General features: G+C 72.4%; 23 protein-coding genes. 7 read left to right on the top strand and 16 right to left on the bottom strand.

Annotation, left to right across the window (positions count from 1 at the left end; all coding sequences use genetic code 11):
• Nucleotides 1-323: 323 nt before the first annotated feature.
• Nucleotides 324-1,685 (bottom strand): aminotransferase class III-fold pyridoxal phosphate-dependent enzyme, encoded by a 1,362-nt coding sequence (locus ACZ499_RS02045; protein WP_468671192.1) that lies wholly within the window; start codon nucleotides 1,683-1,685, stop codon nucleotides 324-326.
• Between the two features lie 218 nt (nucleotides 1,686-1,903).
• Here ACZ499_RS02045 and ACZ499_RS02040 point away from each other — a divergent pair, with 218 nt between their 5' ends.
• Nucleotides 1,904-3,781, top strand: coding sequence for a serine/threonine-protein kinase (locus ACZ499_RS02040; RefSeq protein WP_468671190.1), 1,878 nt, complete (start codon nucleotides 1,904-1,906; stop codon nucleotides 3,779-3,781).
• 142 nt (nucleotides 3,782-3,923) lie between these two features.
• Nucleotides 3,924-4,472, top strand: coding sequence for a hypothetical protein (locus ACZ499_RS02035; protein WP_468671188.1), 549 nt, complete (start codon nucleotides 3,924-3,926; stop codon nucleotides 4,470-4,472).
• 53 nt (nucleotides 4,473-4,525) lie between these two features.
• Here the strand turns inward: ACZ499_RS02035 and ACZ499_RS02030 are convergent, their stop codons facing one another.
• Complete coding sequence (locus tag ACZ499_RS02030; protein WP_468671187.1) at nucleotides 4,526-4,960, bottom strand: hypothetical protein; 435 nt, start codon at nucleotides 4,958-4,960, stop codon at nucleotides 4,526-4,528.
• A 158-nt stretch (nucleotides 4,961-5,118) separates the two neighbouring features.
• Here ACZ499_RS02030 and ACZ499_RS02025 point away from each other — a divergent pair, with 158 nt between their 5' ends.
• Together ACZ499_RS02025 and ACZ499_RS02020 are read left to right on the top strand one after the other, a co-directional pair.
• Nucleotides 5,119-5,955 carry a helix-turn-helix domain-containing protein gene (locus ACZ499_RS02025; protein ID WP_468671185.1) on the top strand — a complete coding sequence of 279 codons (837 nt, stop codon included), beginning with the start codon at nucleotides 5,119-5,121 and terminating at the stop codon, nucleotides 5,953-5,955.
• Nucleotides 5,952-6,188, top strand: coding sequence for a DUF397 domain-containing protein (locus ACZ499_RS02020; protein WP_468671182.1), 237 nt, complete (start codon nucleotides 5,952-5,954; stop codon nucleotides 6,186-6,188). Before ACZ499_RS02025 ends, ACZ499_RS02020 begins: the two co-directional genes overlap by 4 nt.
• On the opposite strand, the gene ACZ499_RS02015 is transcribed toward ACZ499_RS02020, so the two are convergent.
• Nucleotides 6,164-6,952, bottom strand: a complete 789-nt coding sequence (locus tag ACZ499_RS02015) for a bestrophin-like domain (protein WP_468671180.1) — start codon at nucleotides 6,950-6,952, stop codon at nucleotides 6,164-6,166. The two genes, ACZ499_RS02020 and ACZ499_RS02015, sit on opposite strands and share 25 nt — an antisense overlap.
• Entirely contained in the window at nucleotides 6,937-7,443 is a 507-nt protein-coding gene (locus tag ACZ499_RS02010; protein WP_468671178.1) for a hypothetical protein, read from the bottom strand. Before ACZ499_RS02010 ends, ACZ499_RS02015 begins: the two co-directional genes overlap by 16 nt.
• A 126-nt stretch (nucleotides 7,444-7,569) precedes the next feature.
• Here ACZ499_RS02010 and ACZ499_RS02005 point away from each other — a divergent pair, with 126 nt between their 5' ends.
• The gene (locus ACZ499_RS02005) at nucleotides 7,570-8,688 is read left to right on the top strand and encodes a serine/threonine-protein kinase (RefSeq protein ID WP_468671176.1); all 1,119 of its coding nucleotides are present in this window, start codon (nucleotides 7,570-7,572) and stop codon (nucleotides 8,686-8,688) included.
• Nucleotides 8,689-8,757: 69 nt separating this feature from the next.
• Here the strand turns inward: ACZ499_RS02005 and ACZ499_RS02000 are convergent, their stop codons facing one another.
• Nucleotides 8,758-10,041, bottom strand: coding sequence for an adenylosuccinate synthase (locus ACZ499_RS02000; protein ID WP_385548918.1), 1,284 nt, complete (start codon nucleotides 10,039-10,041; stop codon nucleotides 8,758-8,760).
• 143 nt (nucleotides 10,042-10,184) lie between these two features.
• On the opposite strand from ACZ499_RS02000, the gene ACZ499_RS01995 reads away from it, so the two are divergent.
• Complete coding sequence (locus ACZ499_RS01995; RefSeq protein ID WP_468671174.1) at nucleotides 10,185-11,009, top strand: diacylglycerol kinase family protein; 825 nt, start codon at nucleotides 10,185-10,187, stop codon at nucleotides 11,007-11,009.
• Between the two features lie 234 nt (nucleotides 11,010-11,243).
• On the opposite strand, the gene ACZ499_RS01990 is transcribed toward ACZ499_RS01995, so the two are convergent.
• A complete protein-coding gene (locus ACZ499_RS01990) occupies nucleotides 11,244-12,731 on the bottom strand; it encodes an MFS transporter (protein ID WP_468671172.1) in 1,488 nt (495 codons plus the stop codon).
• A 158-nt stretch (nucleotides 12,732-12,889) separates the two neighbouring features.
• On the opposite strand from ACZ499_RS01990, the gene ACZ499_RS01985 reads away from it, so the two are divergent.
• Nucleotides 12,890-13,618 carry a TetR/AcrR family transcriptional regulator C-terminal domain-containing protein gene (locus ACZ499_RS01985; RefSeq protein ID WP_468671168.1) on the top strand — a complete coding sequence of 243 codons (729 nt, stop codon included), beginning with the start codon at nucleotides 12,890-12,892 and terminating at the stop codon, nucleotides 13,616-13,618.
• Here the strand turns inward: ACZ499_RS01985 and ACZ499_RS01980 are convergent.
• The 10 genes from ACZ499_RS01980 to fbaA all read right to left on the bottom strand — a co-directional run bounded on the left by ACZ499_RS01980 (nucleotide 13,615) and on the right by fbaA (nucleotide 25,346).
• Entirely contained in the window at nucleotides 13,615-14,835 is a 1,221-nt protein-coding gene (locus ACZ499_RS01980; protein WP_468671165.1) for a cytochrome P450, read from the bottom strand. The genes ACZ499_RS01985 and ACZ499_RS01980 overlap by 4 nt on opposite strands.
• A 533-nt stretch (nucleotides 14,836-15,368) precedes the next feature.
• Complete coding sequence (locus ACZ499_RS01975) at nucleotides 15,369-16,049, bottom strand: response regulator (RefSeq protein WP_468671163.1); 681 nt, start codon at nucleotides 16,047-16,049, stop codon at nucleotides 15,369-15,371.
• Nucleotides 16,046-17,404, bottom strand: coding sequence for a sensor histidine kinase (locus ACZ499_RS01970; RefSeq protein WP_468671162.1), 1,359 nt, complete (start codon nucleotides 17,402-17,404; stop codon nucleotides 16,046-16,048). Before ACZ499_RS01970 ends, ACZ499_RS01975 begins: the two co-directional genes overlap by 4 nt.
• Before the next feature lie 89 nt (nucleotides 17,405-17,493).
• Nucleotides 17,494-18,375 carry an alpha/beta hydrolase gene (locus ACZ499_RS01965; protein ID WP_468671161.1) on the bottom strand — a complete coding sequence of 294 codons (882 nt, stop codon included), beginning with the start codon at nucleotides 18,373-18,375 and terminating at the stop codon, nucleotides 17,494-17,496.
• A gap of 609 nt (nucleotides 18,376-18,984) precedes the next feature.
• Nucleotides 18,985-20,175 carry a kynureninase gene (gene kynU, locus ACZ499_RS01960; RefSeq protein WP_468671159.1) on the bottom strand — a complete coding sequence of 397 codons (1,191 nt, stop codon included), beginning with the start codon at nucleotides 20,173-20,175 and terminating at the stop codon, nucleotides 18,985-18,987.
• Nucleotides 20,168-21,073, bottom strand: a complete 906-nt coding sequence (locus ACZ499_RS01955) for a tryptophan 2,3-dioxygenase family protein (protein ID WP_468671155.1) — start codon at nucleotides 21,071-21,073, stop codon at nucleotides 20,168-20,170. Before ACZ499_RS01955 ends, kynU begins: the two co-directional genes overlap by 8 nt.
• Before the next feature lie 122 nt (nucleotides 21,074-21,195).
• Nucleotides 21,196-22,086, bottom strand: a complete 891-nt coding sequence (locus tag ACZ499_RS01950; RefSeq protein ID WP_468671153.1) for a DUF3152 domain-containing protein — start codon at nucleotides 22,084-22,086, stop codon at nucleotides 21,196-21,198.
• Between the two features lie 167 nt (nucleotides 22,087-22,253).
• Nucleotides 22,254-22,667, bottom strand: coding sequence for a DUF3151 domain-containing protein (locus ACZ499_RS01945; RefSeq protein WP_190087910.1), 414 nt, complete (start codon nucleotides 22,665-22,667; stop codon nucleotides 22,254-22,256).
• 113 nt (nucleotides 22,668-22,780) lie between these two features.
• On the bottom strand, nucleotides 22,781-24,241 hold the full coding sequence (locus ACZ499_RS01940; RefSeq protein ID WP_468671149.1) for an MFS transporter: 1,461 nt from the start codon (nucleotides 24,239-24,241) through the stop codon (nucleotides 22,781-22,783).
• 82 nt (nucleotides 24,242-24,323) lie between these two features.
• Nucleotides 24,324-25,346: a class II fructose-bisphosphate aldolase gene (gene fbaA / locus ACZ499_RS01935; RefSeq protein WP_468671148.1), complete on the bottom strand. Its 1,023-nt coding sequence runs from the start codon at nucleotides 25,344-25,346 to the stop codon at nucleotides 24,324-24,326.
• Between the last annotated feature and the right edge of the window lie 213 nt (nucleotides 25,347-25,559).

Below are 25,559 nucleotides of genomic sequence, written 5' to 3'. Positions count from 1 at the left end.
GGTGGGGGCTGAGCGCGCAGTTCCCCGCGCCCCTTCTTGCCCGGGGTTCGTCTGCGAGCCGGTGGCGGCTGAGCGCGCAGTTCCCCGCGCCCCTAAGGGGGCCAGCCCCCGGCGTGCGAGAAGCCAGGGGGCAAGGAGCGAAGCTCCTGCCCTTCAGGGGCGCGGGGAACTGCGCGACCAGCCACCGACAGCCCGCAGAAGAACACGGGCCCCGAAGCGGGGTGCAGGGGCCGCAGGCCCCGCGACGGAGTCCGGGGGCGTAGCCCCCGGGGGACCACCCCACCCACCCCCGGAGGGTTTAGGGAACGGGCGGGGTGGGGGGCTCAGACCGTGTACTCGTCCGCGACCGACAGCGCCTCGTCCAGCACCGCGAGGCCCTCCTTGGCCTCGGCCTCGGTGATGTTGCAGGGCGGGACGACATGCGTGCGGTTCATGTTGATGAAGGGCCAGAGGCCGTTCTTCTTGCAGGCGGCACCGAACGCGGCCATGGGCGCGGCGTCGGCGCCGGAGGCGTTGTACGGAACGAGCGGCTCCCGCGTCTCCCGGCTCTTCACGAGCTCAAGCGCCCAGAAGACCCCGGTCCCGCGCACCTCGCCGATGGAGGGGTGGCGGGCGGCGAGCTCGCGCAGCCCCGGCTCCAGGACGGTGGAGCCGATGTGGGCGGCCTGGCCGACGATGCCCTCGTCCTCCATGACGTTGATGGTGGCGACGGCGGCGGCGCAGGCGAGGGGGTGCCCGGAGTAGGTGAGCCCGCCGGGGAAGGGCCGCTTGTCGAAGGTGGCGGCGATCTCGGCGGAGATGGCGACGCCGCCGAGCGGGACGTAGCCGGAGTTGACGCCCTTGGCGAAGGTCATGAGGTCGGGGGTGACGCCGTACAGATCGGCGGCGAACCACGAGCCCGTACGCCCGAACCCGGACATGACCTCGTCCAGGACGAGGACGATCCCGTACCGGTCGCAGATCTCGCGTACGCCCGCGAGGTAGCCGGGGGGCGGGGTCATGATGCCGGCGGTGCCGGGGACGGTCTCCAGGATGATGGCGGCGATACCGGCGGGCCCCTCGAAGGCGATGGTGTCTTCGAGGTGGGTGAGGGCGCGGGCGCACTCCTCGGCTTCGGTGGCCGAGTAGAAGGCGGACCGGTAGAGGAACGGCGCCCAGAACCGGACGACACCGGCGGAACCGGTGTCGGAGGCCCAGCGGCGGGGGTCCCCGGTGAGGTTGATCGCGGTGGAGGTGGCCCCGTGGTACGAGCGGTACGCGCTCAGCACCTTGTGGCGGCCGGTGTGCAGGCGCGCCAGCCGGATGGCGTTCTCGACGGCCTCGGCGCCGCCGTTGGTGAAGAAGATCTTGTCCAGGTCGCCCGGGGTCCGCTCGGCGATGAGGCGTGCGGCCTCGGAGCGGGCCTCGACGGCGAAGGCGGGCGCGAACGTGGTGAGCTTCCCGGCCTGCTCCTGGATCGCCGCGACGACCTTCGGGTGCTGGTAGCCGATGTTGGTGAAGACGAGGCCGCTGGTGAAGTCGAGGTAGCGGTTTCCGTCGTAGTCCCAGAAGTACGAACCCTCCGCGCCGGCGACGGCGAGCGGGTCGATCAGGCCCTGGGCGGACCAGGAGTGGAACACGTGCGCACGGTCGGCGGCCTTCACGGCCGCGCCGGCCCGGGGGTCGGGTTCGACATGTGGGGTCATCGGGCCAGGGTAAGGAGCGGCAGGTGGGGGTGGGGATAGCCAGGTTGTATGGAGTGGCGCGCGTGGCTCGGCAAGGTGTCGGGTCCCCCACCCCCGGAGGGTTCAGGTAACGGGCGGGGAGGGGCCGGACGGGGGTAAGCCCGCCCCGCGCGCACTATCCTCACCCCGATGAGCCCGTTCGAGGGGGCTCGTTCGAGCGGGGGGAGGCGGCGGGCGCCATGGAGAAACTGGGGGCCGGGGATCCGCAGCGGATCGGCGCGTACAGGCTGCTCGCGCGGCTCGGCGCAGGCGGCATGGGCCAGGTCTATCTGGCCCGCTCCGACCGGGGCCGCACGGTCGCGGTCAAACTCGTACGGCAGGAGCTCGCCGAGCGCGAGGAGTTCCGGGGAAGGTTCCGCCAGGAGGTGCAGGCCGCCCGCCGCGTCGGCGGCCACTGGACCGCGCCCGTGCTCGACGCGGACACCGAGGCCGCCGTGCCCTGGGTCGCCACGGGATACGTGGCCGGGCCCAGCCTCCAGGCCGTCGTCTCGGGGGCCCACGGCCCGCTGCCCGAGCGTTCCGTACGCATCCTCGCGCGCGGCCTGACCCACGCGCTCCAGGACATCCACACGGCCGGGCTGATCCACCGCGATCTGAAGCCGTCCAACGTTCTCGTGACCATCGACGGGCCGCGCGTCATCGACTTCGGCATAGCCCGGGCCCTGGAGACCGTCGTCGACGGCGCCCTGACCCGTACCGGCGCACTGGTGGGCTCGCCCGGCTTCATGGCGCCCGAGCAGGTGCGCGGCGACCGGATCACGCCGGCGTGCGACGTCTTCTGCCTCGGGTCGGTGCTCGCGTACGCGTCGAGCGGGAAGCTGCCGTTCGGCGGGAGCGACAGCGGCGTGCACGCGCTGATGTTCCGGATCGCACAGGAGCCGCCGGAGCTCGACGGGGTGCCGGAGTCGCTGCGCGAGCTCGTACGGGACTGTCTGCACAAGACCCCCGCGTCCCGGCCCGCGCTCGCCGCGATCCTGGAGCGCCTGGGCCCCGAGGACGCGTCGACGGGCCCATGGCTCCCGGGCCCCCTGGTGGCCGAACTCGGCAGCCATGCCGTGCAGTTGCTGGACGTGGAGAACCCGGAGGGCGGCACCGCCCAGACCCCGGTCCCGCCACAGAGGCCCGCGCTCCCGGCCCCACCGCCGATGCCCGCGCTCCCGCCGGGCCCTCCGGCGGCCGGTAGCGCCGACGTCCACCCGACCCCGACCATGATCTCCCCGAACGGGGCGGGCCCGGCGGACCCGGCGACGACCGACCTGGCGCGCCCCGGCTCAGCCGCCCCGTACGCCGCACCCACGCCCCCTCCTCCCGCGCCCTGGGTCAACGGCGGACCCGCCCCCGCCCACAGCTACCCGCCCCAGCACCAGTCGCCGTACCAGCACCCGTACCAGCACCCCGGGTACGGCTACCCGCACCCGAATCCCCCCTACGGATACGGCCCGCCCCCGCCCAACGGGCAGGAGCCGCCGCGCCGCAGCGCCAAGTCGACGATCGCGCTGATCGCGGTGGCGCTGGTGGTGGCGGTCGGCGCGGGCGGCGCGGTGTACGCGTACATGAACCACCCTCTGGCGAAGAAGAAGGACACGGCGGCGACGAGTCCGTCGGCCTCCACGTCGCCGTCCTCCACGCCGGGTTCGGACAGCGGTGAAAGCCCCTCCGCCTCGCCCTCCCCGAGCGCGAGCGCCCCCGGCGACATCCCGCAGAAGTACCTCGGCACCTGGTCGGGCTCCATCGACAACGCGGGCGCGTCCAGCACCCGCCACCTCGTCCTCCAGCCCGGCAAGGTCGGCGACCAGGTCATGACCCTCACGGCGGACGGGCCGCTGGACGGCGGCGGCACCTACCACTGCGTGTTCCGCGCGCCCCTCACCGCGACCCCGTCCAGCCCCGACGCCCCGCTCAAGCTCGGCCCCTCCACGGTCGAGTCCGGCCCGACCACCTCCTGCTCCCCGGGCGCGGCCACCACCCTCACGGTCCTCCCGGACGGCCGCCTGCGCCGCCAGAACGACGACAACGGCGAGCAAGTGGTCTACGACAGGCTGTCGGAGGCGCAGTAGGCCCCCGCCTCCGATCACCCCTGGACGGGCTCGGACGACCTTGGACAACCTTGGACGGGAGAAATGGGTTCGTCAGCGCGGCGAGCGGCCAGGCTGTCCCCCTGAGCAGCGGCAACATCGCCGTATTCGAGGGGGAGAACCCATGAACGTACCTGGGCTGCGGGCCGGTTCGAGGTCCAAGCGCGCCACCGGACTCGCGCTGGCCGCGCTGTCGCTGACGGCCGTGAGCACGACGGGCGCGCACGCTGCGGGCGCCGACGCCGAGACCGGTTGCCGATCGAGCAACCTGGTTCTGATCGACCAGGAGCGCCTCTATGACAACCGCGTCCCCACCACCCGCATCGGCACCGTTCAGCACTTCTACGACCAGGGCTGCTACGCCGCGTTCGCGCGCTACGCGCCCTACCAGCAGCCGTTCAACGCCAACATCGGCGTGGCCGTCTACGACCCGGACGGCAGCTACCACATCACGTTCGTGACGAACGTCCCCGCCCAGAACTACGGCGCGGTCGTGGACTCGCCTCACGTCTGGATCGGCCACTGGAACGCCTGGACGGACAACAAGTGGTTCCACGCCCGCGCGGACATCACCAACACCGCCCGGGGCTGCCACATGACCGGCGACACCCAGAACCACGACTACTCGGACGGCCAAGTGAGCGGCAGCAACTGGAACTCTCCCGGCTGCTGACCTGCGCAGCGTGAACGACACGGCGCCGCCCCCACCCGGGGGCGGCGCCGTGCTCATTCTCCGGGCGCCGGGGCCAGCACCCGCTGCGCGACCGCGCAGAGCAGCAGGGTGTGGACGAAGCGGTCCGGCGTCGTCGGTGGGCAGCGCCACGACAGGGGCCAGGTCGTGCCCCGCAGCGCCGGTACGGGTACGTAACTGATCCTCCCCGCGGCCGCGTTGAAGCGGGTCGCGCCCGGGGGCCAGCTGCGGTGGGACGTGGTGCGGGGGGCCACCAGGAAGTACACCCCGCGCCTTCCGTTCGCCTCCGCGACGATCGGGCCGGGGTCGCCGCCCGTCATCTGCTCCAACGCGTCCGCGATCCGCCGCCCGGCGTCACCGTCCACCCGTACGGCGTCGAATTGCACTCCCGCTTTTCTGAGGTGGAACCCGGAAAACGGAATCCAGTCCGGGACGGAATCGAGGTTTACCAGACGGTTTCGTGTATCCACGAAGACAGCTTCGCCCCGGCCCGCTAGCGTTTTCCATGACCGCACCGAGGGCGTCGCGCATGCGTTGACCTGCTCGAACTCCCCTTGTATGCAGTCGAATTCGGCGGGGCTGAGTTGAGACCGGTTGAGTCCGGTTGAGTCGAAATCGGTGGTCGAAAATGGCACGAGCGGAGAACAAGGAAACGGCAGGTCCGGTGGCCCGGATGGTCGCCGAACTGGCGCGCACGTTGCGTCTGCGGAGGGGGTGGACGCAGGAGCAACTGGGCGCGGAACTGGGTTTCTCCGGCGCGGCGGTGAGCGCCATGGAAACCCTCGCCCAGCCCGCGAGCGACGAGATGCTGGTGAAACTGGAGGAGGTGCTCGGGGAGGGCATGGGGATCTTCGAGGGTGCGCGGAAGTACATGCGCCTGGAGAAGTATCCGGTGCAGTTCCAGAGCTACTCGCTGCTTGAGCAGGAGGCGGTGGTGCTGCGGCTGTACTCCACGTTCGTCATCCACGGGCTGTTCCAGACCGAGGCGTACGCGCGGGCGCTGATCGGGGGCGGGTATCCTCCCCTGCCGGAGGCGAGGGTGGAGGAGCTGGTCGAGGCGAGGATGGCGCGGAAGGTGCTGTTCGACCGGGAGCCCACCGCGCTGGTCGAGGTGATGCTGGAGGAGTCGGTCCTACGGCGGACCATCGGCAGCCCCGAGATCATGCGCGATCAGTTGCTGCACCTCGCGGAGTGCGCCCAGAGGCGCAATGTGACGCTCCAGGTGCTGCCGCTCGACTGCGGGCTAAGTGGCGAGCAGGCAGGTGCGTACGGCGAGATGACGCTGGTGGAGACGCCGGAACACGACCACCTTGTCTACCTGGAACCCCAGGAGGAAGGCTTGCTGATCTCCGACCCGACAAAGGCGAGCACGTATGCCCAGCGCTATGCGAAGATCCGAGCACAGGCCCTGGGTCCTCGCGAATCGCTGGGCCTAATCCGGCAGTTGGCGGGAGATCATCAATGAGCACCACGCTCCAGTGGTTCAAGTCCAGCTATAGCAACCCAAGCGGCGGCGAGTGCGTCGAGGTCGCCTTCGACTGGCACAAGTCCAGCTACAGCAACAGCAGCGGCGGCGACTGCGTAGAGGTAGCCACCTGCCCCCACGCCGTCCACGTCCGGGACAGCAAGATCGCAGACGGCCCCACCTTCGAGGTCGCCCCGACCGCCTGGACTCAGTTCGTCGGCTGGGCCGCCTGAGCGGCGGTCGTGGTCGGGGCGAGTTCGCGGAACGGGTCCGCCGACTCCGTACCCGACCTGCCGAACGGCGCGTCGAAGCTCCAGACCAGGAACAGCAGGAAGGCGATCAGCCCGCTGAAGATCCCTGCGAGCAGCAACTCCCTTGCCGATCGCCGGATCTGGAGCGTGAAGATCAGCCCGATGGTCACCACGGCCCCGGCGACAAGGCCGAACCAGACGACCCCCGGCAGCGTGGACCCGGCGCTGTCGATCCGTGTGTGCCGGGCGTCGTCGGCGGTGGCGATCTGGTCGAGCAGTGGCTGATAGGCCTGCGCCTGGAGGTCGTTGGCGGGCGCGCGGTGGGTGACGTCGGTGCGTACGGCCGCGAGCAGTGCGGCCCCTTCCGGCGACGGCTCCTGACCCTGGACGAGCTGGGGCCACTCCGCCGACACGGTGTGGGCGGCGTACGCGCCGATCTCGCCCCGGATGCGGTCGCGCACGGCGGGCGGGTACACGTCGACCCGCTGGCCGACCTCGTACAGCGCCTGGGCCTCGCGCTGCACTGAATCCTCGGCCGCCCCCCGGGCCTCCCACACGCCCGCGATCGCGAGACCGAGCACGATGGCGTACACGACGCCGACCATCATCACCATGTACTCGATGACGTCGGGCGTCTCACTGGGGTCCTCGGCGTCGGCCACGCGGCGGTGGCGCAGGACGGTGGCGGTGAGGACGACGGCGCTGACGAGCGCCATCGCGGCGACGAGGACTAGCCATTGCGACACGGGCGGGCTCCGGAACGGGATCGGGGGCGGAGGACTGCGGCGGCCAGGACGGCGGGGGTGGTGACGACGAGCATCATCGTGACCGTGGAGAACCCGGCCGGGGCGGGGCGCGTCAGCGCGGTGGAGCGGTAGGGGTGTACGAGCCGGTGGGGGCTCGGGTGTGCGCGGGCCTTCGCGGCGGGCTGCGGCACCGGCACCGTCGGCACCACCGTCGGCACCACGGTCGGCACCACCGGCGGCCGCACCGGTTCCGGCGGGCGCGGGCGGGACGTCGGTACGCCGATGTCGGCCGGGGGCGCGACTGCCCCGGCGCCGGGGCGCTCGCGGCGGGCCCCCGGCCGCACCACGTGAGGGGCGGCGGGTGCGGGCGCGGCGGCCCTCGGCGGGACGGGGCCCACCGGGCACTGCCCGGCGCCCGCGTACAGCTGCGCGCCGAGCGGGTTCAGTGCCACGGTCACGCCGAGGCAGAGGAGCAGCTGACGGGTGATCACGCCTGGCGAACGATCACTTGGCCCCCGCGATACGGCCTGCGGCCCGCGAAGCGCCCGGCCGCCGACCCCGCCGATCACCTGCCGCACCCGCCCCCGCTGTGCCACGATCCCGTCATGCATCCCGTCATGGGTGAGCTGGTTGCGGGGGATCCCTCACACATCGGCCCGTTCCGGCTGCTCGGCAGACTCGGGGCCGGGGGAACGGGGCGGGTCTATCTGGCCCGGTCGCCGGGCGGGCGTGCGGCTGCGGTCAAGGTCGTACGGGAGGAGTACGCGCACGGGAACGAGTTCCGCGCGCGGTTCGCCCAGGAGTTGACGGCCGCGCGGCAGGTGGACAGCGAATGGACCGCCCGCGTCCTCGACGCGGACGCGACAGCCGAGATCCCGTGGGTCGCGACGGCGTACGTGCCCGGCCCGAGCCTCCGGGACGTCGTGGACCGGGACTTCGGGCCGCTGCCGGAGCCGTCGCTGCTCGTGCTCGCCGACCGGCTCGCGCTGGCGCTGTCCGACATCCACGGTGTGGGGCTGGTCCACCGCGATCTGAAGCCGTCCCACGTCCTGCTCGCCGTGGACGGGCCGCGCGTCATCGACTTCGGGCTCACGGGCGCGCTGGGCGCGTCGGCGGACACCGGGGTGATCGTCGGGTCCCCGGGCTTCATGTCGCCCGAGCAGCTGCGCGGCGAGCCGGTCACCCCGGCCGGGGACGTGTTCTGCCTGGGCGCGGTGCTGGCGTACGCGGCCACCGGGCGGATGGCCTTCGGCCGGCCCGACGGCGGCCTCGGGGAGCTGATGTTCCGCATCGCGCACGAGGAGCCGGACCTGGTGGGCGTTCCGGCGCCGCTGCTGCCCGTCGTACGGGCGTGCCTGCACAAGGATCCGGCGCGGCGGCCGACGCCGGAGCAGATCGCCGGCCACCTGGCGACGAACGGCGGCCCGGGGCACTCCTGGTTACCGCGCGAGGTGCTGGCTCAAGTCGCCCGGCACGCGGAGGTGTTGCGGGAGGCGGGTCTGCCTCGCGGTCACCGGCGGCAGTACCTGCCGCCCGTCCCCGAGGACGGCTACCGTCCCGATCCGCCGCCCCCGGCGCCCGCGAGCGCGAGCGAGCCCTCGACGTGGGCCCTCAAGCGCCCCCGGGAGCAGGCGCGGAGTTCGCACGGGCGCCGGCGTCGCACAGGCACCCTGCTCGTCGCCCTCGCTCTGCTCGCCCTCGTCGCCGCCTGGTTCGTCGTCCGGTCCGTCACCTGACGACCACATGACGGCGGGGCCGTCGGGAGTGCATCCCGGCGGCCCCGCCACCACAACCGAACTTCGCGCCTACAGGAACGAGTTGATCTCGATCGTCTCGGTCCGGCCGGGGCCGACGCCGATCGCGGAGATCGGCGCGCCCGACATCTCCTCCAGCGCCTTCACGTACGCCTGCGCGTTCTTCGGCAGGTCGGAGAAGGTCTGGGCCTTGGTGATGTCCTCGGACCAGCCCGGCAGCATCTCGTAGATCGGCTTCGCGTGGTGGAAGTCGGTCTGGGAGTACGGGAGCTCCTCGACGCGCTTGCCGTCGATCTCGTACGCCACGCAGACCGGGATCTGCTCCCAGCCGGTCAGGACGTCGAGCTTGGTGAGGAAGAAGTCCGTCAGACCGTTGACCCGGGTCGCGTAACGGGCGATCACCGCGTCGAACCAGCCGCAGCGGCGGTCGCGACCGGTGGTGACACCGCGCTCGCCGCCGATGCGGCGCAGGTCCTCGCCGTCCTTGTCGAACAGCTCGGTCGGGAACGGGCCCGCGCCGACGCGCGTCGTGTACGCCTTGAGGATGCCGATGACGCGGCTGATCTTCGTGGGGCCCACGCCCGCACCCGTGCAGGCGCCGCCCGCAGTCGGGTTCGACGAGGTCACGAAGGGGTACGTGCCGTGGTCGACGTCGAGGAGCGTGCCCTGGCCGCCCTCGAAGAGGACGACCTTGCCCTCGTCGATCGCGTCGTTGAGGATCAGCGTGGTGTCCGCGACGAACGGCCGGATCTGCTCCGCGTACTGGAGCATCTCCTCGACGATCTTCTCCGCCTCGATCGCGCGGCGGTTGAAGACCTTGGCCAGCAGCTGGTTCTTCGACTCCAGCGCCGCCTCGACCTTCTGCTCAAGGATCGACTCGTCGTACAGGTCCTGGACGCGGATGCCGACGCGGTTGATCTTGTCCGCGTAGGTCGGGCCGATGCCGCGACCGGTGGTGCCGATCTTGCGGGAGCCGAGGAACCGTTCCGTCACCTTGTCGAGCGTGACGTTGTACGGCGTGATCAGGTGAGCGTTACCGCTGATGAGCAGCTTGGACGTGTCGACGCCGCGCTCGTTCAGCCCGCTCAGCTCGGAGAGCAGGACCGCCGGGTCGACGACGACTCCGTTGCCGATGACCGGGGTACACCCCGGCGAGAGGATCCCGGAAGGGAGAAGATGCAGCGCGTACTTCTGGTCGCCGACGACGACCGTGTGGCCGGCGTTGTTGCCGCCCTGGTAGCGCACTACATAGTCAACGGATCCACCGAGCAGGTCGGTGGCCTTTCCCTTGCCTTCGTCACCCCACTGAGCACCGAGCAGCACAAGTGCGGGCACAGGCGTACACCCCTTCCGGGCGGGGCATGTCCAAGGTCAGTGGGCCGAAGCCGCCAGACCGGTGTGCCCCGGAATAGACGAAGCCCCTGGCGCAATAGCGCAAGGGGCTCTTGCATAAAGATGCTACCCGAGGAAGGACCGAAGTGTCGGCTGCCGACCAGCTACTGGTGGTCATCGACCCGGTCGCCCGCCGTATCGACGGCGAGTCCGTACGGATCGCGAAAGATGTGCTGTGCGCGGGTGCGCAGGCGAAAATATGCTGGCCGGAGGGGGTGGAGGAGTTCTCGCGGGCCCTCGCCCGGCGGGGTGGGCGGCGGCTGGTGGTGGTGGGTGACGACCGGGTGCTGCTACGTACTGTGACGTTGTTGCAGCGGGAACGTGATGTCCTGGGCCCGGCCCTGGCGCTGGTGCCCGTGGGCACGGCCCCTCTCGTGGAACTTGCCAGGTCACTGGGGGTGCCGATGGGCGCGGTGGCGGCGGCGCGAGCCGTCCTCGACGGGGCCCCGCGCCGGCTCGACCTGCTGGTCGACGACAGCGGGGACGTCGTCCTCGGCGGCCTCTGCATCCCGGCGGCTCCACCGCCGGTGCGGCCTTCCGCCCCTACCGTCTGGGGTACGTGCCGCTCGCTCGTACGCACCCTGGTGCGGGCGCCCGTGCCCACGCCCGTCGCGGCGGCCGTCGCGCACCGGTTGCGGGTGGAGGCGGACGGGGTGCTCCTGTCCGACCTGGACCGCCCGGTCGCGGGCGTGTCGCTCGCGTCCGGGGACGGGGTCGCGCACGTGGTGGTCCAGCCGCACGCGGGGGCGTTGGTGGTGCGGGCGCGGGCGCGGGCCGTGACGGTTTCCGTGTCGGGGGACGGTTTTCGGTACCGGGCGGGGCAGGTGGTGGCGGGGCCGGTGCGGAGCCGGACGTGGACGGCGGGGACGTGGACCCTGACGCTGCCCTCCCCCACCCCGCCCGTCACCTGAACCCTCCGGGGGCGGGCGGGGGCTGAGACTCGTTTCCCGAGGGCTGCGCCCCCAGCCCCCTGTTGCGGGACCTGCGGCCCCCGGACCCCGGGCGGGGCTACGCCCTTGCACCCCCTTGTTGCGGGGCCTGCGGCCCCTGCACCCCGCCTCGAGGCCGAGCCCCGGGGGCCGGGGACGGCGGAGGCCGGTAGCCCCCGCCCGGGGTACCGGCCTCCGCCACCCACACCCGACCCCTCAAGCCACCAGCTCCGCCTGCACCGCAGGCGCCCGCTTCGGGTCCCGCATCACCAGCGCCGCCAGAACCGCCGCCGCCAGGACACCGACCGCGCTGACCGCGAAAGTCGTCGACATCGACGTCGTGAAGGCCTCGTGGGCCGTCCGAACCAGGGACGGGTCACCGCCCGCCGTCGACAGCGCGCCCGCGATCGAGTGCCGAGCGGACTCCGGCGCATCCACCGGCATCTCCGCCGCGAACCCGCTCGACAGCATCGAGCCGAGGATCGCGATGCCCAGCGCCGTACCGGCCTGCTGGATCGTGTCGTTGAGGGCCGACCCCACACCCGCCTTGTCCGCCGGGATCGTGCCCATCAGGGCGCCTACCGCCGCCGGCATCGCCAGGCCCGCGCCGAGGCCGAGCAGGCCGAGGGCGATCGCCGGGACGGTGAAGCCGGAGGACGCGGTGACGGTGGTCAGCAGCGCGAAGGACGAGGCCATCGTCAGCATCCCGGCCACGATCAGCCAGCGGTTGCCGATCCTCGCGGCGAGCGACGCACCCGCCGTGTTGCCGGCCAGCGCCGTGACCGCCAGCGGCACGAACGCCAGGCCCGCCTTGACCGGCGAGTAGCCGAGGACGAACTGGAGGTACTGGGTGAGGACGAGCAGCAACCCGCCCGTACCGATCTGGACGAGCGCCAACGACACCGAACCGCCGCTGAAGTTGCGGTGCTTGAACAGGACCAGCGGCACCATCGGCGCGGAGGTGACGTTCTCCCAGACCACGAACCCGGTGAGGGCGACTACCGCGACCGCCAGGGTGACCAGCGAGCGACCGCCGAACGCGCCGTGCTGCGGGATCTCGATGATCCACCAGATCAGCGCGGTCATCCCGGCCGCCGACAGCACCGCGCCCAGCGGGTCCGGCTTCTGCCACGGCGCCTTCGACTCGGGCATCAGGACCAGGCCCGCCAGGATGGCCAGCGCCACGACCGGGATGTTGATGAAGAAGATCGAGTGCCAGGAGAAGTGGTCGATCAGTACGCCGCCGAGCACCGGGCTTCCGACCAGGCCGAGCATCGACACAGAACCCCACGCCGCCATCGCCTTGCCGCGCTCCTCCTCGTCGAAGACGGTGATGAGGATCGACAGCGTCGAGGGCATGATCAGCGCCCCGCCGACGCCCATCGCGACCCGTACGGCGATGACTTCGCCCGGGTTGGTGCAGAACACCGCCGCCAGCGACGCCGCCCCGAAGAGCAGCAGGCCGATGATCATCACCTTCCGGCGGCCGAACCGGTCGCCGAGGCTGCCGGAGGTGAGCAGCAGGCCCGCGAACACCAGGATGTAGGAGTCGAGGATCCACTGGGTGTCCTGGGCGCTCGCGCCGAGGTCCTCCGTCATCGACGGCACCGCCACGGTCAGCGCCATGCTGTCGATCACCAGCACCAGCGAGCTGAGGCACAGCACGATCAGGATCCACCAGCGGCGTGGGTTGCGGGTCTCCATGGGGTTCTTCCTCTCGGCTGCGCACATCGTTCCGTCGATGCGCACACTGTACGCAGATACGCACAGCGTGCGCAACCGTCAATGCCTGTACGCTAAATGCGAACGTCGTACGCACGCACGCGCACATGCCCGCACGCACCGCGAAGCGAAGGAGTGTCATGGCCGCCAAGAGCGCGAACCCGATCCCGTCCGTCTGGGCCCGTCGGCAGCGCGAGCCCGACCAGCCCGCGCTCAGCCGGGCCGCGATCGTCCGCGAAGCGGTCGTGATGCTGGACACCGACGGCATCGAGGCGCTCAGCATGCGCAAGCTCGGCGCCCGGCTGAACGCGGGCGCGACCTCCCTCTACCGGCACGTCGCCACCAAGGACGAGCTGATGGAGCTCGCGGTGGACGAGGTGTTCGGGGAGATCGCCGTACCCCCCGCCGACAGCCCCGACTGGCGGGCCGCCACCACCGAGGCCGCCCAGTCCTTCCGCGCGACGGCCCTGCGCCACCGCTGGCTGGCCTCGGTCCTCGGCCAGGCGGGCCTCGCCTATCTGGGCCCCAACCTGATGTCGTTCTCCGAGCGGCTCGCCGCCCTCTTCGCGGGCGCCGGGTTCCCCGAGCCGGAACGCGCGATCGAGACCGTCCTGTCGTACGTGATCGGGATGAGCACCACGGAGGCGGCGTGGCTCACCACGGTCGCCCGCTCCGGCGAGTCCGAGGCGGACTTCATCGCCCGCCTCATGCCCGCCGCCCAGCAGGCCGCGGCCGACCACGAGCACCTGGCCGAGGCGTACGCGACCGTGCAGGTCCAGGACCCGGCCGGGCTGCGCGACGGCAAGTTCGCGTACGGGCTTGAGGTGGTGCTGGACGGCCTGGCGCTGCGGCGCCCGAACGTGTCCTAGACCTCCACTTCGAGCGCTTCGAGGCCCCGGATCACGTACCCCGGCTTCCACCGCGGCTCGGTGAGCAGCCGCATGCGCGGGGCCTCGCGCATCAACAGGCCGAACGAGGCGGCCAGTTCGAGGCGGGCGAGGGGGGCGCCGAGGCAGTAGTGGATGCCCGCGCCGAAGCTGACGTGCCGGTTGGCGGCGGCAGGACGGCGTACGTCGAAGGTGTCCGGGTCCGCGAACACGGCCGGGTCCCGGTTGGCGGACCCGAAGAGCAGCGCGACCTCCGACCCACGGGGGATTTCCGTCCCCCCGACCTCGATGTCGTCGAGCACCCACCGCTCGAAGAGCTGCAACGGGGTGTCGTAGCGCAGCAGTTCCTCGATGGCACCGGGCAGCAGACCGGGCTCGGCGCGCAGCAGGGCCAGCTGCTCGGGGTGGCGGAAGAGCGTCCACCACCCGTTGGCCGTGGTGTTGACGGTGGCCTCGTGGCCCGCGTTGAGGAGCAGGACACAGGTGGAGATCATCTCCTGCTCGGTGAGGCGGGTGCCGTCACCGTCGTGGACGGCGATGAGCGCGGAGATGAGGTCGGGGGCGGGGGAGCGGCGCCGCTCGCGGATCAACTCCCGTAGGTAGGAGGTGAACTCCATGGACGCCCGGACCGCGCGGGTGGCGGTGTCCTCGGTGGGGTTCAGCTCGTACATCCCGCAGATGTCGGCCGACCAGGGCCGCAGCAGATGCCGGTCGGCTTCGGGGATGCCGAGCATCTCCGCGATCACGGCGACGGGGAGGGGCTCGGCGACGTCGGCGAGCAGGTCCCCGCCGCCGGCCGCGACGAAGTCGCCGACGAGGCGGTGGGCGATCCGCTCGATGACCGGGCCCAGCTCTTCGACGCGCCTCGGGGTGAACGCCTTGGCCACAAGCCGCCGGATGCGGGTGTGATCGGGGCCCTCCAGGTCGAGAATCCCCTGGTCATTGAGGGTGTAGAACGGCTCGTGCGCGGGGGGTGGGGGTGTGCGGCCGAACTCCTCGTGGGTGAAGCGGTGCAGGTAGGTGCGGCCGAGGCGGCGGTCGCGGAGGAGGGCGGAGACGTCGGCGTGGTGGGGCACCAGCCACTGGTCGGTGCGGGGGTGGTGGTGGGTGCGGCCGGTGCGGCGGAGTTCTGCGTAGGCGGGGTAGGGGTTGGCGATGAAGGGGGTGGAGGTGGGCTGGAAGGGGGTGGAGGTGTCCATGGGGTTTCTTTCCCCACCCCGCCCGTTCCCTTAAGCCCTGGGCGGGCGGCCGGGTGGGGGTTGAGGCTTGCTTGCTGGGGGCTCCGCCCCCAGACCCCTGAGCGGGGCCTGCGGCCCCGACGCCGTTTGTCTGCGGGTGGGTGGAGGCTGGTCGCGCAGTTCCCCGCGCCCCTAAAAGCAGGCAGAAGGGGGCCCGGCCACATTTCAGCCCCTCCGGCGCTTGAGGAGCCGGGGGCAGGGAGCGAAGCTCCCGCCCCTCCAGGGGCGCCAGGGGTGCAAGGGGCGCCAGGGGTGCAGGGGGTGTCGGGGGTGCAAGGGGCGCCAGGGGTGCAGGGGGTGTCAGGGGGTGTCAGGGGGTGTCAGGGGGTGTCAGGGGGTGTCAGGGGGTGCAGGGGGTGCAGGGGGTGCAGGGGGTGTCAGGGGTGCAGGGGGCGGAGCCCCGCCCAGGGGTCCAGGGGCGGAGTCCCTGGGACCCCTCCTTCCTCCACCCCCACCCACCCCCGGAGGGTTCAGGGGAACGGGCGGGGTGGGGGCTAGGACGGGGTTATCAGGCGGGATTCGTACGCGTACACCGCCGCCTGCGTGCGGTCCCGCAGGCCCAGTTTCACCAGCACCCGGCTCACATGCGTCTTGATCGTCGACTCCGCCACCACCAACCGGTCCGCGATCTCCGCGTTGGAGAGGCCCTGGGCTATCAGGATCAGGACCTCCGTTTCGCGGTCGGTCAGTTCCTCGACCTCGACCGCTCCCGGCACCCCCCGCCGCACCGGCGTCGAACGGGCGAACTCCGTGATCAGGCGGCGCGTCACCGACGGGGCGAGGAGCGCGTCGCCGGAGGCCACCACCCGTACGCCCTCCGCGAGTTGACGCGCGGACGCGTCCTTCAGGAGGAACCCCGACGCCCCGGCCCGCAGCGCCTGGTACACGTACTCGTCCAGGTCGAAGGTGGTCAGCACCAGCACCCTCGCCTCCGTGTCCGCCGCCACGATCTCCCGCGTCGCCTCGATGCCGTTCATCTCGGGCATCCGGATGTCCATCAGGACCACGTCGGGGCGGAGTTCGCGGACCTTGGCGACCGCCTCCCGGCCGTCGACCGCCTCGCCGACCACCTCGATGTCGCGCTGGGCGTTGAGCAGGACCGAGAAGCCCTCGCGGACCATCATCTGGTCGTCGACGATCAGGACGCGGATGTCCGTACTCGCATTCGTACTCATGCCTTCGGTCCCTCCTCCGTCACCGGGATGAAGACCGTCACCTCGTAACCACCGCCGTCCTCCACCTCACCCGCCGTCATCTCGCCGCCCAGCATCGCCACCCGCTCCCGCATCCCCGTGATCCCGTGGCCGCTGCCGGGCGACGCCGCGGCCGTGCCCGTCGGCGGGCCGTTGACCACGCGCAGACCCACCCCGCCCAGCACATAGCCGACCTCCACCCGCGCGGCCGCGCCCGGCGCGTGGCGCAGGGCGTTGCTGAGGGCCTCCTGGATGATGCGGTACGCCGACAGCTCGACGCCCTGCGGGAGTTCGCGCACCGCGCCCGTGACCGCCTTGGTCACGTCGAGCCCCGCGTCGCGTACGTTCGCCAGCAGCCGGTCGAGGTCGGCGAGGGTGGGCTGGGGGGCGTCCGGCGCCTCGTAGTCCTCCGCGCGTACGACACCGAGCACGCGGCGCAGTTCCGTCAGCGCGGCCACCGCGTTCTCGCGGATCGTCGCGAACGCCTGCGTCAGCTCCGGCGGCGGGTTCTCCACGCGGTACGGGGCCGCCTCGGCCTGGATGGCGACCACCGACATGTGGTGCGCGACCACGTCGTGCAGCTCGCGCGCGATGGTGGTGCGCTCTTCGAGCACGGTCCGCTTGTCGCGTTCGACGGCGGTGACCGACTGCTGGACGGTGATCTTCCGCTCCGCGTCCCGGCGGACGTTCACGACGACGGCGATCAGGAGCAGGATCGCGGACGTGACGGCCATCGCCCTGTCGTCCGTACCGCCTTCGCCGCGGCCGGGGAACTGCATCACCGTGCCGAGCGCCAGTGTGAGGACCCACATCCACACGGCGGTCCTGGGCCGGGTGCGCAGCGCCACCACCACCATCACGGCGAGCTGCGCGAGGAACGCGCCCGCCGGCCACGGCCAGCTGGAGAAGCCGAGGCGACCCGGGCTGAGCACGCCCAGGAACACCGTGCTCGCGCACATCAGCCACCAGGCGCCGACCGGCCGTATCAGGGTCATCGCGACGGGCACCCCGACGATCAGGCCCATCGCCGCCCACACGAGCACGTACGGGCCCCCGCCCGGACTCCCGTCCGTGTACATGATCATCGCGGCGCAGAACGCCACGAAGAGCACGGCCGCGTGCGGGCTCCAGGCGGCGTACGCGCGCAGCCGGCCGGGCAGATGGCGGGTGAGCGGTCCGTCCGTACGTATCGGTGGCAGCGGCCGGTAGGCGAAGGCGTCCCGGAACAGGTCCCGGCGGAGCCCGCCGAACGCGTCCATGGCGAGCAGGAACTCGGGGCTGCGCCCGCCGTTGCCCGGCGTGCTCCCCGGCGGCGTGGGGCTGATGGTCTCGGTCACGTGCCCACGGTAGGCGGGGGCGGGTGGCCGGGGCGTCCCCTGCGATACGGATCCGGCGGGGTCCGCCTCAGGTACTACGGCGGCGGTCCCTAGTACGCCAGCTGGGCGATCTCCTCGGCGACGACCGCGCAGGCGTCGGCGGCGGGGTCGATGAGGGGGAAGTGGCCGACGCCGTCGAGAAGGGTGAACCCGACGGTCTCGCCCGCGTTGGCGGCTGCGTCTACGTACGCCTCGGCCACGGCCTGCGGCACGACGATGTCGTCCCGGCCCTGGACGAGGGTGGTGGCGACGCCGGTGGGGAGGAGGGCAGCGGGGTCGGAGAGGAGGGCGCGGGCGCTCAACTGCCCTTGTCCCCCCAGGAGTTGGACGACCGCGCCGTCGCAGACGTCCAACGCCACCGCCGTGGTGAAGTCGGCGATGGGGGCGAGGGCGACGACGCCGCGGAGGAAGGCGGCGGCGGGGGTGTGCCAGGGGGAGTCGGGCGGCAGTACGTGGCGGGCCGCGGCCCACAGGGCGAGGTGGCCGCCGGCGGAGTGCCCGGTGAGGACGGTACGGCGGAGGTCGGCGGCGGGCAGGTGCGTGCGGGCGAGGGCGGGGAGGGCGTCGAGGGCGGCGGCCACGTCGTCGAACGTGTCCGGCCAGCGTCCGGCGACGGGGCCGCCGCCCTCGACGCCGCCGCCCTGCCGTGGCAGCAGGCCGCCCCGCCGGTACTCGACGTTGGCGACGGCGAACCCGCGGCGGGCGAGGAAGTCCACGAACGGGGTGAGATGCGCCCGGTCGTACCGCTCGCGCCAGGCGCCGCCGTGGAGGGCGACGACGAGCGGGGCGCCGTTGCCCTCCCCCCTGGGCGCGTAGAAGTCGACGACCTGGTCGGGGTGGGGGCCGTACGGGGCGGTGCTGTCGGGGGCGACGGGCAGATGCGAGAACGCCGAGGCGGCCTCGGCGGCGTCCCGGGCGGCGGGGTCGTGCATGGGTCACCTCTCAGTGGGTCGCTGGCGGACGCTATCAGCGATGTTGGGGGGCGGTAGGGGGGGACGCGGTGGGGGAGGGTGGACGCGGTGGGGGGCGCGGTGGGGGTGGACGCGGTGGGGGGCTGCGGTTGGCTCCGGCCGGGGATCCCCCACCTCACCCCTTCCCGAAACCCTCCGGGGGTGGGCGGGGGTGGAGATGGCTCTCCCGGGGGCTACGCCCCCGGCCCCCCGAGGCGGGGGCTCCGCCCCCTGCACCCCTTGCGGGGCCTGCGGCCCCTGCACCCCGCTTACGGGGCTCTGCCCCGGTACCCCCCGCTCGGGGCTCCGCCCCGGACCCGTTCGTCTGCGGGTCGTCTGTGGCCGGTCGCGCAGTTCCCCGCGCCCCTGAAGGGCGGGAGCTTCGCTCCCTGCCCCCCGCTCCGCAAACGCCGGAAGGGCTGAAATGTTCCCCGCGCCCCCTCTGCCTGCCTTTAGGGGCGCGAGGAACTGCGCGACCAGCCCCCATCGAACCCGCAGACGAACGGGGTCCGGGGGGAGCCCCCGCAAGCAAGCCTCACCCCCACCCAGCCGCCCGGCTGAGGGCTTAAGGGAAGGGGCGGGGTGGGGGGGCTAACCCAGCGCCGTCGACAGCGCCCGCGCCGCCCTCTCCGCATCCCCGAAGCTCACGTACAGCGGCGTGAAGCCAAAACGAAGGACATCGGGGCGGCGGTAGTCGCCCACGACCCCCGCCGCGATGAGCGCGCGCATCACCGATCCCGCTTCCTCGCACCGCAGCGCGACCTGACTCCCCCGCGAAGCGTGCGCGGCCGGCGTCACCGACTCGACAAGACCCGGCGCCACGTACGCCGACACGCATTCCAGGAAGAAGTCCGTCAGCGCCAGCGACTTCGCCCGGACGGAGTCGATCGTGACGCCCGTCCAGACGTCGAGGGCCGACTCCAGGGCCAGCATGGACAGGATGTCCGGCGTGCCCACCCGGCCCCGCACCGCACCGGCCCCCGGCACGTACTCCGTACGCATCCCGAAGGGGTCCTCGTGCGAGTTCCAGCCGGGGAGGGGGGAGTCGAAGGACGGTTGGTGGTCGCCCCGTACGTACAGGTACGCCGGCGAACCCGGGCCGCCGTTCAGGTACTTGTAGGTGCAGCCCACCGCGAAGTCCACCCCGTGCGCGTCGAGGCCCACCGGCAGCGCGCCGGCGCTGTGGCACAGGTCCCAGACCGTGAGCGCCCCCGCCGCATGCGCGGCCGCGGTGATGCCGGGCAGGTCGTGCAGCCGGCCCGTGCGGTAGTCGACGTGGTTGACCAGGATCGCCGCCGTACGCGGGCCGACGGCCGCGGCCATCTCGCCCGGGGCGACCGGGCGCAGCCGACGGCCCGTCATCCGCGCCGCGGACCCCGCCACGTACCCGTCCGTCGGGAACGTGGACTCGTCGACCAGGATCTCGTCACGGTCGGAGGGCGCCAGGCGCACCGCCGCGACCAGCGCCTTGAAGACGTTCACACTCGTGGAGTCGCCCACCACGATCCGGCCGGGCGCGGCGCCGACCAGCGGCGCTATGCGGTCGCCGATCCGCTCCGGCGCCGTCCACCAGCCGCTCTCGTCCCATGAGCGGATGCGCAGCTCACCCCACTCGTGGGCGATGACCTCCTGCATGCGCGCCGCGACGTGGCGCGGCAGCGCGCCCAGCGAGTTGCCGTCGAGGTAGACGGTGGCGTCGTCGAGTGCGAACAGCTCGCGGTGCTTGGCGAGTTCGTCTGCGGCATCCAGCGCCGCGGCCTTGCCGGCCAGTGCCTCAGACATGGCTGCGCGCCGTCCACAGCTCGGGGAACACGTTCTTCGCGGCGCGCTTCTCCAGCCAGGCCACGCCCGCCGAACCGCCCGTGCCGGTCTTCGCGCCCATCGCTCTCCTCGTCGCCACCAGATGGTCGTTGCGCCAGCGCCACACCAGCTCGCCCACATCGGTCAACGACTCGCCCAGGCGCACGAGTTCCCCGTTCTGGTCCCCGGCGTAAAGATCCGCCCAGACCGCCTCGACCTCGGGCGAGGGCTCGTACCGCTGGGAGAGGTCGCGGCCGAGGACCGCGGCCGGGACGGCGTACCCGCGGCGCGCGAGCAGCGCGAGCACCTCGTCGTACAGGCTCGGCTCCTGGAGCGCCTTCTCCAGCTCGGCGTGCACGCGCGGCGAGCCGCGGTGCGGCACCAGCATGGACGCCGACTTGTCGCCGAGCAGGAACTCCATCCGGCGGTACATCGCGGACTGGAAGCCGGAACCCTCGCCGAGGGCCGCGCGGTAGGAGTTGAACTGCGCCGGGGTCAGCTGCGCGAGCGGCGTCCAGGACGCGTTGAGCGCCTCCAGCTCGCGTACGGAGCGCTTGAGCGCGTCCACGGCCACGGGCACCCGGTCCTCGCGCAACGCGCGCGTGGCGGTCTCCCACTCGTGGACGATCACCGTGAACCACAGCTCCATGACCTGGGTGGTGACCAGGAAGACCATCTCGCCGGGGTCGTCCGAGCGCAGGTGCTGGAGGTGGGTGAGGACGTCCGCCTGGACGTAGTCCTCGTACGGCGTCGTGCCCGCGAAGTCCAGATTGGGGGCGTCGGCCGGGTCGGTGGATCCGGCGGTGGCTCCGGGGGCGGTGGCTCCGCCGGTGTGGGCGGCTCCGGCGGTTTCGACCGGTTCGGACATCTTTGATGACATCGCTGTCTCCTCGACGTGTCCGGGTAGCGGTCCGCCCCTTCCTTCATCGGCATCGGAGCCCCGGTCCCCACCCGCATCATAAGCACGCCCGGCCCACCCTCGTCAGGGCACGGAGGACGCCTCTACGGCACGGCCGGGCCCTCCACGAACGCGCCGCCCTTGGTGTACGGCCACGCGTTGGACCTGCAGCCCTTCAGGCCCTTGATCTGCTGCATCATCACCGGCGCCGCCTCGCCCTCGCCCGGGCAGGCCATGTGCTGGCGGAAGCCGATCATGTGGCCGATCTCGTGGTTGATGATCAGGTGCCGGTACTCGGCGGGCGGCCCGTCGTACTGCGGCGAGCCCTGCACCCAGCGCTTGAGGTTGACCACGACCCCGCCCGCGACCTCGCAGTTCAGCTCGCCGTGGGTGTCGCCGTTGACCGCGCAGAGCCGGTCCGTGGTGGCCGGGGTGGCGATCTTTATGGTCACGTCGGCGCTGTCGCCGCCGGAGACCAGCTGGAACCGGCCACGTCCGTGCGCGGCCCAGCTGCGGGGGTGGGCGAGTATCGCCTGGACCTCGGTGGCGGCCTGGCGCGGCGAGACGTCGACACCGTCCTCGACGAGCACCTTGTAGCGGCGCAGCGGGCCACCGGTGCCGACGGGGGAACCGGAGGAGCCGGCGGGGGTGAAGGTGCCGGGGCCGGAGGCGGGGACGTCGGCGCCCTTCTTCTTCCCCGACGCGTCGCCCTTCTTGTCTTTGTCCTCGTCCTTCGGGGGCTTCGGCGGCGGAGCGGCCGGGAGGGGGGCGCGGGAGCCGAGGGGGGTCTCGGCGGCGTACCCCGGCTCGGGGACGCCGGCGTCCTTGCCGGGCCACTCGGCGAGTGCGGCGCCGCAGATGAGGGCGAGGCCGAGGAGGCAGCCTACGAGGAGGAGGGCGCGCGGGTGGCGCCGGGCCGAGCGTCTGCCACGGCTACGGGGTCGGGTGTGGCCACGGCCACGACGGTCTCCGCTGCGGGCTGCTCGCTTGCCCAAGACAGACTTCTCCCCTTGTCACGGCTGGAGTTGGGGGGAGAGGTGTGGGGCCTCGTGCGCCAGCGCCGGATGCGATCCGTTCGATTCTTCGGTTGTCCTGTAATCGATGGTGCGTGCGATCGTACCGTCCGTACGGGAGTTGTCCGGACGGTACGAATCCGCGCAGGTCAGCCCAGCGTGTCGGCCGCGAGCGGCGAGGAGTCCCGCAGGAACGTGGTGCAGCGCTCGAACTCGGCCTGCTCGCCGATGGCTTGGGCGGCGCGGGCCAGCGCGTGCAGGGCGCGCAGGAAGCCGCGGTTGGGCTCGTGCTCCCACGGCACCGGGCCGTGACCCTTCCAGCCGGCACGGCGCAGCGAGTCGAGGCCGCGGTGGTAGCCGGTGCGGGCGTACGCGTACGACTCGACCGTGCGGCCCGCGTCGAACGCGTCGTCCGCGAGCTGGGCCCAGGCGAGGGAGGACGTGGGGTACTTGGCGGCGACGTCGGCGGGGGCGGTGCCCTGCGCGAGCAGGTCGCGCGGTTCGGGGTCGTCGGGCAGGTGCGTCGGGGCGGGGCCGCCGAGCAGGTTCTCGTGAATGGACATGCCCCCAGTCTGCCGCGTCCGCCTGCCGCCGGGGGTTCGGCCCCTCCCCGCCCGCCCCCGGAGTCCACGCGGGCGGAGCCGCAAATGTCACAGCGGGAACGGGCGGGGCGGGGTCAAACCCCCCGGTCGCGTTCCAGCGGCGGCCCCGACACCCCGCAAGACACCCGGCACTCCGGATGACACACCCCCGCCGCCGGACGGCGGACCGTCGCGTACGCCACGACCGAACCCAGCACCAGCACCCCCGCACACACCGGCATCGCCCGCCGGAACGTCGAGCCGAACTCGGCCGCAGAGCGGTAGGCCGAGGGGGACATGCCCGCGATCAGCGGCAGCGCGGCCACCGCGATCAGCCCCGCCGCCCGCGCCGCCGCGTTGTTGATGCCGCTCGCCAGCCCCGCCCGCCCCGCGTCCACCGACGCGAGGACGGTCGCGGTGAGGGGGGCGACCAGGGTGACCATGCCCAGGCCGAGGACGACGACCGCGGGGAGCACGTCACGTACGTAGGACGCGCCCACCCCCACCCGCAGCATCAGCAGCATCCCGGCCGCGCACAGCAGCGGCCCCACGGTCAGCGGCACGCGCGGGCCGATGCGCTCGCCCAGTGCGCCCGAGCGGGCCGAGAGCAGGAGCATCAGGACCGTGGTCGGGAGCAGGGCCGCCCCGGCGCCGAGGGCCGAGTACCCCGCCACCACCTGGAGCTGGAGCGCCGCCAGGAAGAAGAAGCCGCCGAACGCCGCGTACACGCACACCGTCACCAGGTTCACCGCCGTGAACTGGCGCGACGCGAAGATCTCCGGCGGCAGCATGGGGTCGGGGAGGCGGCGTTCCAGGTGGACGAAGGCGGCCCCCAGCCCAACCCCCGCCGCCGCCGCGCCGAGGACCAGCGGCGACGCTCCCTGCCCGGGCGCCTCGATCAGCGCGTACGTCACCAGTGCGAGCGCCAGCGCCCCGAGCACCGCCCCCGTCACATCGAACCGGGCCGTGTGCACGCGCGTGTCCTTGGACTCCGGTACGTGCCGCAGCGCCACGGGGACGCACAGCGCGGCGAGCGGGACGTTCAGCAGGAAGACCCAGCGCCAGCCGGGGCCGTCCACCAGCCAGCCGCCCAGGAACGGCCCGACGGCCGCCCCGACCCCGCCGAGCCCGGACCAGACGCCCACCGCCGCGGCCCGGTCGTCGGGGTGGAAGCTCGCCTGGATGAGGGCGAGCGAGCCGGGGGTGAGGAGCGCGCCGCCGATGCCCTGGAGGGCGCGGGCGATGATCAGTACGCCCGCGTCGGGCGCGACGCCGCACAGCAGCGACCCGGCGGCGAACCAGACGACGCCGAAGACGAAGACCTTGCGGCGTCCGTAGCGGTCGCCCAGCGCCCCGCCGAGCAGGATCAGCCCGGCGAGCGTGAGCATGTACGCGTTGACGGTCCACTGGAGGACGGCCATGTCGGCGTCCAGGTCCGCCCCGATGCGCGGCAGGGCCACGTTGACGACGGTCGAGTCGAGCATCGCCATCCCGGACCCGAGCACGGTCGTGAACAGCACCCACCGGCCCGCCGCCGTGCCCATCCGTACGCTCATGCGTTCCACTCTCGCCGAACGCACCGGGCCCGGCACCCCCTGGAAGGGGTACCGGGCCCGTACAGCGAAGGAGAGCGAAGGGCTACTTCAGCTTCGTGCCGGTGGAGCGCAGGTTGGCGCACGCCTCGGTGACGCGCTTGGCCATCGACGCCTCGCCGAGCTTGCCCCAGGTGCGCGGGTCGTACGTCGACTTCTTGCCGACCTCGCCGTCGACCTTCAGGACGCCGTCGTAGTTGCGGAACATGTGGTCCGCGACCGGGCGCGTGAAGGCGTACTGGGTGTCGGTGTCCAGGTTCATCTTCACGACGCCGTTCTCAAGGGCGGTCGCGATCTCCTGCTCGGTGGAGCCGGAGCCGCCGTGGAAGACGAAGTCGAACGGGGAGGCGTTGCCGTACTTCTCGGCGACGCCCTCCTGGAGGTCCTTGAGGAGCTCCGGACGCAGTACGACGTTGCCCGGCTTGTAGACGCCGTGGACGTTGCCGAAGGAGGCGGCCAGCAGGTAGCGGCCCTTCTCGCCCAGGCCCAGGGCCTCGGCGGTGCGCAGCGCGTCGTCGACGGTCGTGTACAGCTCGTCGTTGATCTCGTGGCTGACGCCGTCCTCCTCGCCGCCGGTCGGGGTGATCTCGACCTCAAGGATGATCTTGGCGGCGGCGGCCTTGGCGAGCAGCTCCTGGCCGATGGCCAGGTTGTCCGCGAGGGTCTCGGCGGAGCCGTCCCACATGTGCGACTGGAAGAGCGGGTTCAGGCCCTTGGCGACACGCTCGGCCGAGACCTCCAGGAGCGGACGTACGTAGCCGTCCAGCTTGTCCTTGGGGCAGTGGTCCGTGTGCAGCGCGACGGTGATGCCGTACTTGGCGGCGACGACGTGGGCGAACTCGGCCAGGGCGACCGCGCCGGTGACCATGTCCTTGTTGTACTGGCCACCCAGGAACTCGGCACCGCCGGTGGAGATCTGGATGATGCCGTCGCTCTCGGCCTCCGCGAAGCCGCGCAGGGCAGCGTGCAGGGTCTGGGTCGAGGTCACGTTGATGGCCGGGTAGGCGAACTTGCCTGCCTTCGCCCGGTCGAGCATCTCGTTGTAGACCTCGGGGGTTGCGATGGGCATCTGTCCGCTCCTTGTGATGTGCGGGGTGTGCGATATGTGCTGGCCCTGACCTGGGGGCGACGTCATCGTCGCGGCCCATCTTTCCAGACTCTGCGCCCGGCTCCACCCTGCGGACGGACGAGGGGGGGGGGGGGGGGGGGGGGGGGGGGGGGGGCGGGGGGGGGGGAGGGGGGGGAGAAGGGGGGGGAGGGATGGGGGGGGGGGGGGGAGGAC

Source organism: Streptomyces sp. NPDC031265 (assembly GCF_055570295.1).
This window is presented reverse-complemented; position numbering and strand designations above follow the sequence as displayed.